The following is a 15,242-nucleotide window of genomic DNA, read 5'->3' as shown; positions in this document are numbered from 1 at the left end:
ATGAGCTGTGATTACGAGGCGCTTGCTGCCCGGGGCGTCCAGGGTCTGAGCCCCTACCAGCCCGGCAAGCCCATTGAGGAAGTGGCCCGGGAGATCGGGCTGGATCCGGCCAATATCATCAAGCTGGCCAGTAACGAGAACCCGCTGGGGCCCAGCGAGCAGGCCCTTGCCGCCATCCGGGAGGCCTTCCCCGAGGTAACCCGGTATCCGGACGGCAACGGTTTCCACCTGAAGCAGAAGCTGGCGGAACGCCTTGGTGTTGGCAGCGACTGCCTGACACTCGGCAACGGCTCCAATGATGTGCTGGAAATCGTGGCCCGCGCCTTTGCGGAGCCAGGCACGGAAGTGGTCTATTCCGAGCACGCCTTTGCCATCTATCCCATCGTGACCCAGGCCATCGGCGCCACCGGCGTCCAGGTGCCGGCGGTGGACTGGGGGCATGACCTCTACGCCATGGCGGATGCCGTGACCGAGCGCACCCGGGTGGTGTTCGTGGCCAACCCGAACAACCCCACCGGAACCGTGGTGGAAAAGGAAGGCGTGTACCGCTTCCTGAAGCGGATTCCGGAGAACGTCATCGTGGTGCTGGACGAGGCCTACTGCGAGTACCTGCAGGGCCCGGAATACGCCGATGGCGTCCAGTGGCTGTCCGAGTTCCCCAATCTCATCGTCTCGCGCACCTTCTCCAAGGCCTGGGGCCTGTCCGGCCTGCGGGTGGGCTATGGTATCTCCAGCCCGGAGATTGCGGACGTCATCAACCGCGTGCGCCAGCCCTTCAATACCGGCGTCCTGGCCCAGGCGGCCGCCACGGCGGTGCTGGATGACCATGCCTATCTTGAGCGGGCCATCGAGGTGAACCGGGCCGGGCTGGAGCAGCTTCGCGACGGTTTCGGGCGCCTGGGTCTGGACGTGGTTCCTTCCGTGGCCAATTTCGTTGCCGTGGATACCGGGCGTGATGCCAACGAGGTTCACAACGCCCTGATGCGCGAGGGCGTTATCGTGCGGCCCATCGGGGCCTATGGCATGCCGCGTCACCTGCGTGTGTCGGTGGGGCTGGAATCGGAGAACCGGCGTTGCCTGGATGCCATGGAAAAGGTGCTGTCCTGATGGCGGGCGGGGATGCGCCGCATTTCCGGAGGCTGGTGGTGATCGGCCTGGGCCTGATTGGCGGCTCCCTGGCCCTTGCCGCGCGCCAGAACGCTCTCGCCGCCACCGTTGTCGGCTGTGACGAGCGTCAGCAGTCCCTGGATGAGGGGCTGGCGCTGGGGATTATCGACGAGGTGGAGCCGGACCCCGCTCAAGCCGTTGCCGGCGCTGATCTGGTAGTGATGGCCGTTCCGGTCCAGGCGAACGCCGAGGTTCTGGAACGTATCCGCGGGACACTTCCGGAGACGGCGATCCTGACCGACGTGGGCAGTGTTAAGGGGCGCTTCGTCGCTGATGTGGAACATGCTTTCGGGCATCTTCCCGCGAACGTGGTGCCGGGGCACCCCATTGCCGGCTCCGAGAAGAACGGGGTAGGCGCCGCTTCCGCCTCCCTGTTTGAGCGTCACAAGGTTATCCTGACTCCCTCGGACTCGACGGACTCAACGGCACTTTCGATCCTGGCCGCCTTCTGGTCCGCCTGCGGGGCCGAGGTCCTGACCATGCCGGTGGCGCGCCATGATGAAGTGCTGGCCGCGACCAGCCACCTTCCTCACCTGATTGCCTTTTCCCTGGTGGATACGCTCGCCGGCGAGGAGGACAACCAGGACATCTTCCGCTATGCCGCCGGCGGTTTCCGCGACTTCACCCGCATCGCCGCAAGCGACCCCGTGATGTGGCGGGACATCTTCCTGTCCAACCGCGACGCGGTGCTGGAAGTGCTGACCCATTTCTCCCAGGACCTGGACCAGCTCCGAGGCGCCATTGAAAGCGGCGACGGGCGCCGGCTGCTCCAGGTCTTTACCCGCGCCAAGGCGGCGCGTGACCATTTTTCCCGCATGCTTTCAGGCGAGGCCTATCTCACGACCATGAACAACGAATCGGTACGCTACCGCGCCATTGCCGGCGGTCCGGTCCGGGGTGACATCCGGGTGCCCGGCGACAAGTCCATGTCCCACCGCGCCATTATGCTCGGAGCCCTGGCTGATGGCATTACAGAGGTGGAGGGCTTTCTTGAGGGCGAGGACAGCCTGGCCACGCTCCAGGCCTTCCGCGACATGGGCGTGACCATTGAAGGGCCGGAACGGGGCTTCGTGCGGATTCACGGGGTTGGCCTGCATGGCCTGCAGCAGCCTCATGGCCCGCTTTACCTGGGCAATTCCGGTACCGCCATGCGCCTGTTCGCGGGCCTGATGGCCGCGCAGTCCTTCGATGCCGAGCTGACCGGCGACGAGAGCCTGACCCGCCGCCCCATGGAGCGGGTGGCCACACCCCTGCGCACCATGGGCGCGCGCATCGATACGGCCGAGGGTGGGCGTCCGCCGCTTCGGATTACCGGCAACCAACGCCTGAAGGGCATTGATTACGAACTGCCGGTGGCCAGTGCCCAGGTGAAGTCCTGCCTGCTGCTGGCGGGGCTCTATGCGGAGGGCGAGACCATCATTACGGAACCCGCGCCAACCCGTGATCACACGGAGCGCATGCTCAACGGCTTTGGCTATCCGGTAGCGCGGGAAGGAGCAAAGGCCCGGCTCCGGGGCGGCGGTTCCCTGACGGCCATGCCCATTGATGTGCCGGCGGATATCTCGTCGGCCACCTTCTTTATCGTGGCGGCCGCCATTACCGAGGGTTCGGACCTGTGGTTGCGCCATGTTGGCGTTAACCCCACGCGCATCGGGGTGATCAACATACTGCGCCAGATGGGCGCGGACATCAGCCTCCACGATGAACGGGAAGCCGGCGGCGAACCCGTTGCCGATCTGCGGATCCGCTATGCGCCGCTGAGCGGGATCCGGATTCCGGAAGACCAGGTGCCGCTGGCCATCGACGAGTTCCCGGCCATCTTCATTGCGGCCGCCAACGCAAGCGGTCGCACTGAACTGACGGGCGCGGCCGAGCTGCGCGTGAAGGAGAGCGACCGCATCCAGGTCATGGCCGACGGCTTGGGAACGCTCGGGGTGACCCATGAGGTGCGCGACGATGGGATCGTGATCGAGGGTGGCCCCTACGGGGGCGGCCGGGTGGACAGCCACGGCGATCACCGCATTGCCATGGCCTTCGCGGTTGCCGCGCTGCGGGCCTCGGGGCCCATCGATATTGACGACTGTGCGAATGTTGCCACGTCCTTCCCGGGCTTTGTGGAACTGGCAAACCAGGTGGGGCTGAGTATTCAGGTTTCAGGGGAGACGGCATGAACCAGGTTTCAGAGGCACCCGTTATTACCGTGGATGGCCCGGGCGGCGCGGGCAAAGGCACCATCACCCAGCTTCTGGCACGCCGGCTGGGGTGGCACCTGCTCGACAGCGGCGCCCTGTACCGGCTTACCGCACTTTCGGCAATGAAACAGGACGCGGATTTTGACGATGAAGCCCAACTGGCGCGCATTGCCGGCGAACTGGCCGTTCATTTTGAGCCCACGCCGGAGGATGAGCCGGTGCGGGTCTTTCTGGACGACGAGGAAGTCACCCGCGAGATCCGCACAGAAGCCTGTGGCGACAAGGCCTCGCGGGTAGCGGCCATGCCGGCCGTGCGCGACGCGCTTCTGCAGCGCCAGCGTGATTTCTGCCAGCCCCCGGGACTGGTGGCCGACGGCCGGGATATGGGGACGGTTGTCTTCCCGGATGCGGAGTACAAAATCTTCCTCACGGCGTCCGCAGAGGAGCGGGCCTGGCGCCGCTACCAGCAGTTGCTGGAGCAGGGGCAGAGTGTTAAACTCCCCGACCTTGTAAAAGACATAGAAGCGCGGGACGAACGGGATATAAACCGTTCCACGGCGCCGCTCAAGCCGGCGGAGGACGCGCGGGTTGTCGATACAACCGGATTGTCGATCGAAGAGGTGCTGGATCAGGTCCTGGCAGTAACGGGCCGTACCTGACAGCGCCTTTTTGTTATTGAATGAGTGCATGGCCGCTGTGGCAGAACCAGCATGGCAGCGGGCGTGCTATTAACGAACAGACCCCGGAGGGCTGGATCCGGGGGGGATGGCATTGATCACATAGGACACACAATGAGCGAAAGCTTTGCTGAACTTTTTGAAGAGAGCCTGCAAGACATTGATATGCAGCCGGGGTCCATCGTCAAGGGCACGGTTGTGGACGTTGACAGCGACTGGGTCACTGTCAACGCGGGCCTGAAATCCGAAGGCGTCATTCCCACTTCCCAGTTCTACAATGAAAACGGTGAGCTGGAAGTTGCGATAGGAGACGAGGTCGACGTGGCGCTGGAGGCCGTCGAAGACGGTTTCGGTGCAACCCGCCTCTCCCGCGAGAAAGCGAAGCGCGCTGAAGCCTGGAAGGAGCTGGAGAAGGCCTTCGAGGCGGAAGACGTGGTCAAGGGCGTGATCAATGGCAAGGTCAAGGGCGGTTTCACCGTCGATCTGAAAGGCATCCGGGCCTTCCTGCCGGGCTCACTGGTCGACGTTCGCCCGGTGCGCGACACAGCGCACCTCGAGAACAAAGAGCTGGACTTCAAGGTCATCAAGCTCGACGCCAAGCGCAACAACGTTGTGGTTTCCCGTCGTGCCGTGCTCGAAGCCGAGAACAGCGCCGAGCGCGAGCAGCTGCTTGAAACCCTGACCGAAGGCATGGAAATCAAGGGTATCGTCAAGAACCTGACCGACTACGGTGCCTTCGTCGATCTGGGCGGCGTTGACGGCCTGCTGCACATCACGGACATGGCCTGGAAGCGCATCAAGCATCCGAGCGAGATCGTGAACGTTGGCGACGAGATCAACGTGAAGGTCCTGAAGTTCGATCGCGAACGCAACCGTGTGTCCCTGGGTCTCAAGCAGCTGGGTGAGGATCCGTGGATCAACATCAAGCAGCGTTACCCCGAGAACATCAAGGTGCCGGCCAAGGTTACCAACCTCACCGACTATGGCTGCTTCGCCGAGCTGGAAGAGGGTGTTGAAGGTCTGGTACACGTCTCCGAGATGGACTGGACCAACAAGAACATCCATCCCTCCAAGGTGGTTGATGTTGGCGACGAGATCGAGGTCATGATCCTGGATATCGACGAGGAACGCCGTCGTATCTCCCTCGGCATCAAGCAGTGCCAGCAGAATCCCTGGGAAGAGTTCTCCAGCAACTACAACAAGGGCGACCGGATCACCGGCAAGATCAAGTCCATCACGGACTTCGGTATCTTCATCGGCCTTGAAGGCGGCATCGACGGCCTGGTTCACCTGTCCGACATCAGCTGGCACGAGACCGGCGAAGAGGCAGTGCGCAAGTACAAGAAGGGTGATGAGGTTGAAACCGTCATTCTCTCTGTCGATCCGGAGCGTGAGCGCATCTCCCTGGGCATCAAGCAGCTCGAGAGCGATCCCTTTGCGGAGTTCACCCAGGTCAACGATCGCGGCAGCATCGTGACCGGTACGGTCAGCAGCGTTGACGCCAAGGGCGCCACCGTGACCCTGAGCGACGAGGTTGAAGCTACGCTGAAGGCCTCCGAGATCAGCAACGACAAGGTGGAAGACGCGCGCAACGTCCTGCAGGAAGGTGATGAGGTTGAAGCCAAGATCATCAGCATCGACCGCAAGAGCCGCGTGATCAACCTGTCGGTCAAGTCCAAGGATGTGGAAGACGACAAGGAAGCCATGCGGGATGTGCGCGAGAAGGCGGACAGCTCCAGCACGGCGACCACGATCGGTGACCTGATCAAGGAACAGATGCAGCAGAACGACAACAGCTGAAGTCTGTTTCCACAAGGGTCGAAAAAAACGGGCTGTAACAGCCCGTTTTTTTTGTCTTTTTTGCAGGGTCCGCTAAACTGGATATGCAGTAACCGAACCTGTAAGGAAGGACGGGACCATGACAAAATCAGAACTGGTGGAAATGATTGCCTCCAAGCAGTCACAGCTCTCCGCTAAAGATGTAGAATTGGCTGTGAAAACCATTATTGATCATATGTCCCAGTCGCTTGCCGAGGGACAACGCATCGAGATCCGTGGTTTCGGCAGTTTTTCCCTTCACTACCGGGCTCCCCGGGTGGGGCGCAATCCCAAGACCGGCGAATCCGTGGATCTTCCCGAAAAGTATGTGCCGCACTTCAAGCCGGGCAAAGACCTGCGCGAGAAGGTTAATGACAGCATGAAGGCCGGCTATTGAGCTGGTGACAGGAGATCCCGATGGCCAGGGTGCGCCGATTCTTATTATTACTGCTTGTCGTAGTGCTGGTTCTTTTTGCCATGCTGTTCACCCTGAACAACCAGGAACCGGTCGTCCTTGATTTGCTGTTCTACCAGACGCCGTCACTCAGTGTTGCCCTATGGCTGGTGCTCGCGCTGATTCTGGGTGCTATTCTGGGAGCGGCAGCGGCTTCACTGACGGTTGCGCGGTCACGGATGGCTCGGCGACGCACCGAGAAGCAGCTGAAGCGATCCGAGAAATCCCTTAAAAGGCAGCAGCGGGACGCGGCCAAGAGTATTGAATGAACACCATCCTGCACTGGCTGTTACTGGCGGTTGCGGTAGGCATCGGCTGGGCGCTCGGGCGCTGGCGTTTGCGCCAGCAGTCCGAAGAGGCGGTCATTGACGATGAGGATACCCTCCGCGACCGGCTCCAGTTCCTTTTCACCAACTATTCCGACGAAGCCATCGAGTCCTTCCTGGATACGCTTGCCGTCAGCCAGGAGACGGTTAACCTGCACCTGTCCATCGGCACGCATTTCCGTGAGAAAGGGGAGGTGGACCGGGCCACCCTGATTCACCAGAACCTGCTCGCTCGCCCGGAACTGTCGGGGCGTTACTCCTCCCAGGTGACCTATGAGCTGGCGCTGGATTACCTGGCCGCCGGGTTGCTGGATCGCGCGGAAGCACTCCTCCATGAACTGCTCGGTGTGCGGCACTACGGGGCCCAGGCGGCGGATCAGCTGGTCAGCATCTATCAGCAGGAAAGAGACTGGGATAAGGCGGTTCGTGTCGCGCGCACCCTTGTTGAGGTCCGGGATACGGCGGATGTACGCAAACAGCTGGCGCACCTGCTCTGTGAGAAATCCCGTGAGAGTGATATCTCAGCCAGCTCAGTCGAGGCGAGGAAGTTGCTGGAGCAGGCCCTGGAATACGATTCGGGCTGTGTCAGGGCATCACTGATGCTGGCGGACTGGTGCCAGCAGAGGCATCAGTGGCGGGAGGCGCAGCAGTACCTGAGCCAGGTCTTCGAGCAGAACCCCGCCTTTGGCCCCGAGGCCGTTGTACGGCTGGTGCGTTTCGCGAGGGAGGCGGGCAACGAGCGCAAGCTGCGCAAGCGGCTCTACCGCTTCTATCAGGATCACCCCTCCACGACACTGCTGCTTAACCTGGTGGAGCAGGAGGAGCGTTTCAACAGCGTTGAGACAGCACGCTCCCTGCTCGAGACGGAGGTTACCCGGCGTCCGAGTCTTCGGGGAATGCTTCGACTGATTGAGATGAACGATCCGGAGCCGCGCGGCGAGGGGGCCCAGAGTCGCCTGATCGGTCGCGTCGGGGATATGCTGCTTGAGAACAAGCCGACCTACCAGTGCACGCGCTGTGGCTTCGGTGGGCAGCAGCTCCACTGGCTCTGCCCGAGCTGCAAGCACTGGGAGACCGTGGAGCCCCTGCACGGGGTCGACGGCGAATAACCAAGAGGAGACAACTGCATGTCGCGCGTAATCGTGGCCCTGGACTTCCAGGACCGGCTGGATGCGCTTCAGCTGGTGGGTCAGCTGGATCCGGCTCGCTGTCGTCTGAAGGTGGGCAAGGAGATGTTCACCCGTTTTGGCCCGGGCTTCGTCCAGGTGCTGCAGGGGCGCGGATTTGATGTGTTCCTGGATCTCAAGTTCCACGATATCCCGAATACGGCGGCCGCTGCGGTTGAGGCGGCGGCGGATCTGGGCGTGTGGATGGTGAATGTTCATGCCTCCGGGGGGCGTCACATGCTGGAGGCCTGTGCGCGGCAGCTTGCGGTGCGCAATGCGGATGAGCGGCCGCTGCTCTATGGAGTGACGGTGCTGACAAGCCTTACGGACAATGAGATCCGGGAGATTGGCTGGAGCGGTTCCTCGGAGGAAGCGGTCACACGCCTGGCCGGTCTCGCCCATGAATCGGGGCTGGATGGGGTGGTGTGCTCGGCCATGGAGGCGGAATTACTGAAATCGCGCTTCGGGCCGGGTCTTGGGCTGGTGACGCCTGGGATCCGGCCGGCGTTCGCGGTGCAGGGGGATCAGCAGCGGGTGATGACGCCGGCGAAGGCGCTGGCGGCCGGGAGTGATTATCTGGTCATCGGGCGGCCGATTACCCGGGCTGAGGATCCCATGGAGGCGCTGGCAAAAATTGAGGCGGAGATTGCGGGTTAGCCGCCGGCTTTCTTGACGGTCCAGCCCTGTTTTTCGAGTTCGGTCTGCAGGGTGTCTCTGTGGTCGCCCTGGATTTCGATGACGCCTTCCTTGATGGTGCCGCCGGTGCCGCATTTGGCTTTCAGGGTTTTGGCCAGGGCCTTGAGGTCTTTTTCGGGGAGGTCGAGGCCTTTGACGAGGGTGACGCCTTTGCCTTTTCTGCCTTTGGTTTCGCGGTGGAGGCGGACGATGCCGTCGCTGCTTGTGGAGCGCTGTTCGGTATTGCACTGGCACTGGTCCAGGGGTTGGCGGCATTCGGGGCAGGTTCTTCCGCCGGTTTCCGTTGAGTAAACGAGGCCTCCGGAATTCTTCTTACTCACTGGTCTGTCTCCTGAATGCTGCTGGCTCAGTGCCTTGGCCGGGGTCCGGTGGTACTAATCGGGAATCGCCACAAGTACGTCCCTGTAGGCTGCGCTTTCGCCATCCCTGGCGAAAGAGCTTCCCGCTTAGTACCACCGGACCCCGGCCATTTCGAGTTCTGAGTATGCTGTCACTTCTTTAGGTGTTCTGGAAGTGGTCCCTCATTGCGCTTGCGAGTTCCCGGAACAGATCTTCATCGAAAGATTCTTCTGGCGACAGGCCTTTTGGCCGCCATGGGATTGTTCCTTTAGCGATGAATCCGCCCGTCGACATGATTCCGCAGTCCAGCATCAGGTTATCGCACAGGCCGAATCCTTCAACCATGGTGCCCTGTTGGTCGGTGTCTGCGCCGCCAGCTACGCGCTCGTTGTAGGGGGTGGCGCAGGTGGTGTAGGCGCATACCGGCTTGTTCTGGGCCGTCATGTACCCGAGTTCGTAGATTGTGCCGGCGTCGGCGCTGGGGCCTCTGAAGGGGGTTAGGTTGGCGATCAGGCCTTGGGCGCGGTCCATGAGGGCTTTGTTGGCCTCGAAGATGACTCGGGCCGGGTCCTGGGCTTGTTCCAGATCAAGGTCGTTGTCGCAGGGGGAGAGGGCGGTGAGGCCGTGGTCTTCCAGGATGGCTTTTTTTCGGGCTTCGATCCGGGTGCGGATGGCTTCCGGGAAAAAGACGTCGGGGCCTGCCAGGTAGATGAGGGGCGTTCGGCTCACGGTTGGGTCCTTTTTTCAGGGCCGTAAACGAAAAAAGCCGCTCATCTGAGCGGCTTTTCGGAATATGGCTCCCCGAGCTGGGCTCGAACCAGCGACAACCTGATTAACAGTCAGGTGCTCTACCAACTGAGCTATCGGGGATAAGCGAGGCGTATATTAAGAGCGCCATACGCCGCCGTCAAGTCTCAGAGTGCTTTTGAAAGCCGATCGATGGCATTTTTCAGGTTGTCCATGCTGGTGGCGAAGCTCAGGCGCATGTGGCCGGGGGTTCCGAAGGCGGAGCCCGGGACCAGGGCGACGCCGGCTTCGCTGAGCAGGTGTTCGGCCATTTCCACGTCGTCGTTCACGCCTTCGGTGGCCTCAATGGCGCCCTGGAAGCCGGGGAAGGCGTAGAAGGTGCCGTCGCTGGGCTGGCAGGTGACGCCGGGGAGCTTGTTGAGGGCTTCCACAACGTAGTCGTGGCGTTCCTTGAAGGCGTGGAGCATCTCCGTGACGCACTCCTGTGGGCCGTTCAGAGCCGCCGTGGCCGCGGCCTGGGAGATGGACGCGGGGTTGGAGGTGCTCTGGGACTGGATCTTCTTCATGGCGGCGATCACGTCGGCCGGGCCCGCGGCGTAACCGATGCGCCAGCCGGTCATGGAGTAGGCCTTGGAGACGCCGTTGAGCACGAAGGTACGGTCCTTCAGCGACGGGGTGGCGTTGACGATGTTGGCGAAGGTCCCGTTCCAGAGGATGTGCTCGTACATGTCGTCGGTGGCGATCATCACGTCCGGGCGCTCTTCAAGCACCTTGCCGATCTCGGCAAGCTCCTCGATGCTGTAGGCCTTGCCGCTGGGGTTCGACGGGCTGTTGAGCACGACCAGCCGGGTGCGGTCGGTCATGGCGTTGCGGATCTGCTCCGGGGTCACCTTGAACTGGCTCTCGGCGCTGCTTTCCAGGATCACCGGCTTGCCTTCGGCGATCTTGACCATGTCCGGGTAGGACACCCAGTAGGGCGCCGGGATGATGACTTCGTCACCCGGGTTGAGCAGTGCCAGGGCCAGGTTGAAGAAGCTCTGCTTGCCGCCGCAGGAAACCAGGATCTGGTTGCGTTCGTATTCCAGGCCATTGTCGCGCTTGAACTTGGCGATGATGGCGTCCTTGAGCTCCGGCGTGCCGTCCACGGCCGTGTACTTGGTCTGGCCCGCGTCGAGCGCGGCCACGGCGGCGTCCTTGATGTGTTTCGGGGTGTCGAAATCAGGCTCACCGGCGCCAAGGCCGATAATATCCTTGCCTTCCGCCCGCAATTCAGCAGCCTTGCTGGTGATGGCGAGGGTGGGTGAGGGCTTGATCTGCTGGACGCGGTTGGAGAGTTGCGCGCTCAAACTGGGTGCTCCCTGTTGAAAAGTCGGAATGCCGGAACAATGCAGGACTCATGATAGCATGAGCGCATCGGGCATGCGCGACCCCAAAAGAGAAGGTGGTATGGCCAAAGAGGATTTCAGTTTTCACGTCGCCGCGGATTTTGAACCCGCCGGGGACCAGCCGCAGGCCATCGAGACCCTGGTCGAGGGGATCAACGACGGGCTGATGCACCAGACCCTGCTGGGCGTGACCGGGTCCGGCAAGACCTTCACCATGGCCAAGGTCATCGAGCGGGCGCAGCGGCCAACCCTCATCATGGCTCACAACAAGACGCTCGCGGCCCAGCTCTACGGGGAGTTCCGGGACTTCTTCCCGGATAACGCCGTGGAGTACTTCGTTTCCTATTACGACTACTACCAGCCGGAAGCCTATGTGCCGTCCTCGGACACCTTCATCGAGAAGGACGCCTCCGTGAACGAGCACATCGAGCAGATGCGCCTCTCCGCGACCAAGGCGCTGCTGGAGCGGCCGGATGCCATCATCGTCTCGACGGTCTCGTCCATCTATGGCCTGGGTGATCCGTCATCCTACCTGCGCATGATCCTGCACCTGGACCGGGGCGACGAGATCGGCCAGCGCGACATTGTGCGCCGTCTGGCGGAGCTTCAGTACACGCGCAACGATGTGGAACTTCACCGGGGCCATTACCGGGTTCGCGGCGACGTGATTGATGTCTTCCCGGCCGAATCGGAAGACCAGGCGGTGCGCATCGAGCTGTTCGATGACGAGGTGGAGAACCTGGCCTGGTTCGACCCGCTCACCGGCGAGATCATCCAGCGCGTGCCGCGCGTGACCATCTATCCCAAGACCCACTACGTCACGCCTAGGGAGAAGATCCTCAACGCGGTGGACAACATCAAGGTGGAGCTGGATGAGCGCCTGCAGCAGTTGCGCGACAACAACAAGCTCCTGGAGGCCCAGCGCCTTGAGGAGCGCACCCGCTATGACATGGAGATGATGCTGGAGCTCGGCTACTGCAACGGCATCGAGAACTACTCGCGCTATCTCTCGGGCCGCGAGCCCGGCGCGCCGCCGCCCACGCTCTTCGAGTATCTGCCGGATAACGCCCTGCTGATGATCGATGAGTCCCACGTGACAATCCCCCAGATCGGGGGCATGTACAAGGGCGACCGGTCCCGCAAGGAGACGCTTGTGGAGTACGGTTTCCGGCTGCCGTCGGCGCTGGACAACCGGCCCATGCGTTTCGATGAGTGGGAGCGTCTGGCGCCGCAGATGATCTTTGTGTCGGCGACGCCGGCGAAGTACGAGGCGGAGCATTCAGCCCAGACGGCGGAGCAGGTGGTGCGGCCCACCGGGCTGGTGGATCCGGAGATCGAGGTGCGCCCGGCCACGACCCAGGTGGATGATCTGCTTTCCGAGGTGCGCCGCTGTGCGGAGGCGAACGAGCGGGTTTTGGTGACAACCATGACCAAGCGCATGGCGGAGGATCTGACGGATTATCTGGAGGAGCACGGGGTGCGGGTGCGTTACCTGCACTCGGATGTGGATACCGTGGAGCGTGTGGAGATTATCCGGGACTTGCGCCGGGGTGAGTTCGATGTGCTGGTGGGCATCAACCTGCTGCGTGAGGGGCTGGATATGCCGGAGGTCTCATTGGTGGCGATCCTGGATGCGGACAAGGAGGGCTTCCTGCGGTCGGATCGGTCGTTGATCCAGACCATGGGGCGTGCGGCGCGGAATGTGCACGGTAAGGCGATTCTGTATGCGGACCGGGAGACGGGGTCGATGCGGCGTGCCATTGATGAGACGGAGCGGCGTCGGCAGCGCCAGATTGCCCATAATGAGGCGCATGGTATTACGCCCAAGGGGCTGGAGAAGAAGGTGGCGGACATCATGGAGGGTGTGCATGTTCAGCGGAAGCGCACGGACCAGGCCAGGGAAGTGGCGGAGCCCCAGGCGTCCTATACCGCGGATGTGAAGGGTAAGGATGCGGATCAGATTCTGAAGGATATCGATCGGCTTGAGGATGAGATGTACAAGGCGGCGCAGGATCTGGATTTTGAGAAGGCGGCTCGGCTTCGGGATGAGGCGGCCAAGCTCAAGGAGGCGGCGCTTCGGTTTGGGTGACTGGTAGTCGTCGAGGTTTGGTGCCTGGCATTCAGGCTGGCGGGGATTGTCCTCCGGGAATCGCCACGAGTACGTCCCTGTAGGCTGCGCTTTGGCCATCCATGGCCAAAGAGCTTCCCTACGGACAATCCCCGCCAGCCTGAATACCGAGATCGGGGTTTGTGCTGGTCGCCTTACTGGCTCGCATCGGACATACCGACTGATCCTGCCTTTTTGTCGAAGCTCACTACCATGCTACAACCCCGGTTCTCGCTAATCACGGCAATCAGAGCGTCGGCGAAATCCCCGTTGCTGGCCGAAAAGCGCTTCAGCGCCAGATATACCAGGTCGGCCTCATCGATGACCAATTGCTTGGTGGTCAGCAGAGCGTTGACCACCTCTGCGACGGCCTCCCGGCTCTGGTCGTAACATGCCTCCAGGACCCAGACGACCTCGACCAGCACGATCACGCTGATAAAACCGGGTTCACGGGGTGTCAGCCGTTGCTCGATCCATTCATTGGCCTGGGCTGCCTGCGCTGGGTCGTCCTGGGTGAGGTAGCGTACGACGACATTCGTGTCGAGCCCAATCATTCCCGGCCTGCCTTGTCCCGGATGGCTGCATTCATTTCCTCGATGCTGACGGCACGTTTCGGGCTGATCATGCCCCGCAGCCGCTGTACGTCCTCCGTGGCCGCCAACACTTCCCAATGCCCTTCGGCTACTTTCACGAATTCGACGCGGTCACCGGGGCCAACCCTTAGATCGGATCGAACATTGGCGGGAATCGTGATTTGCCCTTTACTCGTTACCGTCGCTGTGCTCATTGCCTTACTCCAATGATTTAACCTTACCTAAGGTAAGGTACCATGGGCGTGAGCAGGCTTCCAATAGCGGTAAAAACCGTTGCTCAACCCGAGATGCGGGTTCGAAGCTTAGGGGTAGGGTACTTCGCCGCTTTGTCTAGTTCCGGTTGGGACCCGTCCGGAATTCGTCCGCGTACCAGATCTTGATGTCGCCGATCCAGGGCAGGTCCTTGGTGCGGGACTTGAGTTGGCAGGTCAGGCACTGTTGGTCGCGGGCGTCTTCGTTCACGGCGGTGCGGCTTTCCAGGTAGAGTTCCACCGAGACTTCGTCAGAGAGGTAGTGGAGCCTTGGGGGGCAGGTGTTGTGGAAGTTGATGAGGTCGCCCCAGCGGTCTTCGAGCTGTTTGGCCACGGCGCTCCTTGAGGGGAGGATGGCGGCGTGGACGGATTGCTGGAGTTCTTCGTCCTCGGCGTCGATGTGGAAGGTGACTTCCCGAACGTCCGGGACGGCTTCGAGGAGGCGGTGTTCGGCACGGACGCCGATTTCGTGGCCTTCTGAGACGCTGACTTCGGGGTCGACCTGGAGGTGGATGTCGAGGAGGAAGTCGGAGCCCATGCGGCGGCTTTTGATGGCGTTGACAGAGCGTACGCCTTCGGTGGCTTCGGCGACTTCGCGCAGGTGGCGCTGTTTTTCCACGGGCATGGCGGTGTCCACCAGCTCCTTGACGTTGTCCCAGGCCAGGTGCCAGCCGATCTTGGCGACGATGATGGCGATGCCGCAGGCGGCGACGGCGTCGAGCCAGGGGAAGCCGAGCATGGCGCCGGAGGCGCCGAGCATCACGATAATGGAGGAGAGGGCGTCGGTGCGGCTGTGCCAGGCGTTGGCCACGATGAGGTCGGAGCGTATGGCCTTGCCGACTTTCAGCGTGTAGTGGTAGATCCATTCCTTGCTCAGCACCGAGACCAGCGCTACGACGAGAACCGGCCAGCCGGGAATGAGCAGGGCGGCACTCCAGACGCGCTGTACGGCTTCCCAGGCCAGGGCACCGGCGAGGGCGATGAGGACGCTTCCCAGAATGACGGCACCCAGGGTCTCGAAGCGTTCATGGCCATAGGGGTGGTCTTCGTCGGGTTCTTCCCGCGAGATACGGAAGAGCACCAGCACCATGATGTCCGAGGCAACATCGGAGAAGGAGTGGATGCCGTCGGCGACCAGGGCGTAGGAGTTGTAGAGAAAGCCTACGAGCACCTTGAAGACGCCGAGCAGGGCATCCAGAACCAGGCCAACCAGAGTGACCCTGCGGGCGGACTGGAGCTCGCTGTCGGGCTGTTGGCTCAGGACTGTATCTTCGGACGCGTTCATATCGATCCGCACTGCAGTTGTAGGACGGCACAGGATAAC

Annotated in this window: 14 protein-coding genes, 1 tRNA gene and 1 pseudogene; 9 read left to right on the top strand and 7 right to left on the bottom strand. The window is 62.0% G+C overall.

Features of this window, described 5'->3' with window-relative positions; all coding sequences use genetic code 11:
- The 8 genes and pseudogenes from hisC (at position 1) to pyrF (ending at position 8,457) form a co-directional block, all read left to right on the top strand.
- A complete protein-coding gene (hisC, locus tag DES49_RS04130) occupies positions 1 to 1,107 on the top strand; it encodes a histidinol-phosphate transaminase (RefSeq protein ID WP_133735135.1) in 1,107 nt (368 codons plus the stop codon).
- A complete protein-coding gene (locus DES49_RS04125) occupies positions 1,107 to 3,338 on the top strand; it encodes a bifunctional prephenate dehydrogenase/3-phosphoshikimate 1-carboxyvinyltransferase (protein WP_133735134.1) in 2,232 nt (743 codons plus the stop codon). Before hisC ends, DES49_RS04125 begins: the two co-directional genes overlap by 1 nt.
- Positions 3,335 to 4,018, top strand: coding sequence for a (d)CMP kinase (gene cmk, locus DES49_RS04120; protein ID WP_133735133.1), 684 nt, complete (start codon positions 3,335 to 3,337; stop codon positions 4,016 to 4,018). Before DES49_RS04125 ends, cmk begins: the two co-directional genes overlap by 4 nt.
- 132 nt (positions 4,019 to 4,150) lie before the next feature.
- Positions 4,151 to 5,836 (top strand): 30S ribosomal protein S1, encoded by a 1,686-nt coding sequence (gene rpsA, locus DES49_RS04115; RefSeq protein ID WP_133735132.1) that lies wholly within the window; start codon positions 4,151 to 4,153, stop codon positions 5,834 to 5,836.
- Positions 5,837 to 5,951: 115 nt separating this feature from the next.
- A pseudogene (locus tag DES49_RS04110) lies at positions 5,952 to 6,251 on the top strand (integration host factor subunit beta); the annotation flags it as partial.
- A gap of 20 nt (positions 6,252 to 6,271) precedes the next feature.
- Positions 6,272 to 6,577, top strand: a complete 306-nt coding sequence (locus DES49_RS04105; protein WP_133735130.1) for a lipopolysaccharide assembly protein LapA domain-containing protein — start codon at positions 6,272 to 6,274, stop codon at positions 6,575 to 6,577.
- Positions 6,574 to 7,743: a lipopolysaccharide assembly protein LapB gene (lapB, locus tag DES49_RS04100; RefSeq protein WP_133735129.1), complete on the top strand. Its 1,170-nt coding sequence runs from the start codon at positions 6,574 to 6,576 to the stop codon at positions 7,741 to 7,743. The genes DES49_RS04105 and lapB overlap by 4 nt, the downstream gene beginning before the upstream one ends.
- An 18-nt stretch (positions 7,744 to 7,761) precedes the next feature.
- Positions 7,762 to 8,457, top strand: coding sequence for an orotidine-5'-phosphate decarboxylase (gene pyrF, locus DES49_RS04095; protein WP_133735128.1), 696 nt, complete (start codon positions 7,762 to 7,764; stop codon positions 8,455 to 8,457).
- Here the strand turns inward: pyrF and DES49_RS04090 are convergent.
- The 4 genes from DES49_RS04090 to DES49_RS04075 all read right to left on the bottom strand — a co-directional run bounded on the left by DES49_RS04090 (position 8,454) and on the right by DES49_RS04075 (position 10,928).
- A complete protein-coding gene (locus DES49_RS04090) occupies positions 8,454 to 8,816 on the bottom strand; it encodes a translation initiation factor Sui1 (RefSeq protein WP_133735127.1) in 363 nt (120 codons plus the stop codon). The two genes, pyrF and DES49_RS04090, sit on opposite strands and share 4 nt — an antisense overlap.
- Before the next feature lie 178 nt (positions 8,817 to 8,994).
- Positions 8,995 to 9,564 (bottom strand): nucleoside 2-deoxyribosyltransferase, encoded by a 570-nt coding sequence (locus DES49_RS04085; RefSeq protein ID WP_133735126.1) that lies wholly within the window; start codon positions 9,562 to 9,564, stop codon positions 8,995 to 8,997.
- Positions 9,565 to 9,629: 65 nt separating this feature from the next.
- A tRNA-Asn gene (locus DES49_RS04080) sits at positions 9,630 to 9,705 on the bottom strand.
- A gap of 44 nt (positions 9,706 to 9,749) precedes the next feature.
- A complete protein-coding gene (locus DES49_RS04075; protein WP_133735125.1) occupies positions 9,750 to 10,928 on the bottom strand; it encodes a pyridoxal phosphate-dependent aminotransferase in 1,179 nt (392 codons plus the stop codon).
- 100 nt (positions 10,929 to 11,028) lie between these two features.
- Between DES49_RS04075 and uvrB the strand changes: the two genes are divergently transcribed.
- On the top strand, positions 11,029 to 13,056 hold the full coding sequence (gene uvrB / locus DES49_RS04070) for an excinuclease ABC subunit UvrB (protein WP_133735670.1): 2,028 nt from the start codon (positions 11,029 to 11,031) through the stop codon (positions 13,054 to 13,056).
- 173 nt (positions 13,057 to 13,229) lie between these two features.
- Here the strand turns inward: uvrB and DES49_RS04065 are convergent, their stop codons facing one another.
- The 3 genes from DES49_RS04065 to DES49_RS04055 all read right to left on the bottom strand — a co-directional run bounded on the left by DES49_RS04065 (position 13,230) and on the right by DES49_RS04055 (position 15,203).
- Entirely contained in the window at positions 13,230 to 13,628 is a 399-nt protein-coding gene (locus tag DES49_RS04065; RefSeq protein WP_133735124.1) for a PIN domain-containing protein, read from the bottom strand.
- Positions 13,625 to 13,861 carry an AbrB/MazE/SpoVT family DNA-binding domain-containing protein gene (locus DES49_RS04060; RefSeq protein WP_133735123.1) on the bottom strand — a complete coding sequence of 79 codons (237 nt, stop codon included), beginning with the start codon at positions 13,859 to 13,861 and terminating at the stop codon, positions 13,625 to 13,627. The genes DES49_RS04065 and DES49_RS04060 overlap by 4 nt, the downstream gene beginning before the upstream one ends.
- A 136-nt stretch (positions 13,862 to 13,997) precedes the next feature.
- On the bottom strand, positions 13,998 to 15,203 hold the full coding sequence (locus DES49_RS04055; protein WP_133735122.1) for a cation diffusion facilitator family transporter: 1,206 nt from the start codon (positions 15,201 to 15,203) through the stop codon (positions 13,998 to 14,000).
- Between the last annotated feature and the right edge of the window lie 39 nt (positions 15,204 to 15,242).

The organism is Halospina denitrificans, assembly GCF_004364635.1.
GTDB lineage: Bacteria > Pseudomonadota > Gammaproteobacteria > Pseudomonadales > Oleiphilaceae > Halospina > Halospina denitrificans.
Note: the sequence above shows the minus strand (reverse complement) of the source record. Positions and strands in the feature narration are given on the sequence as shown.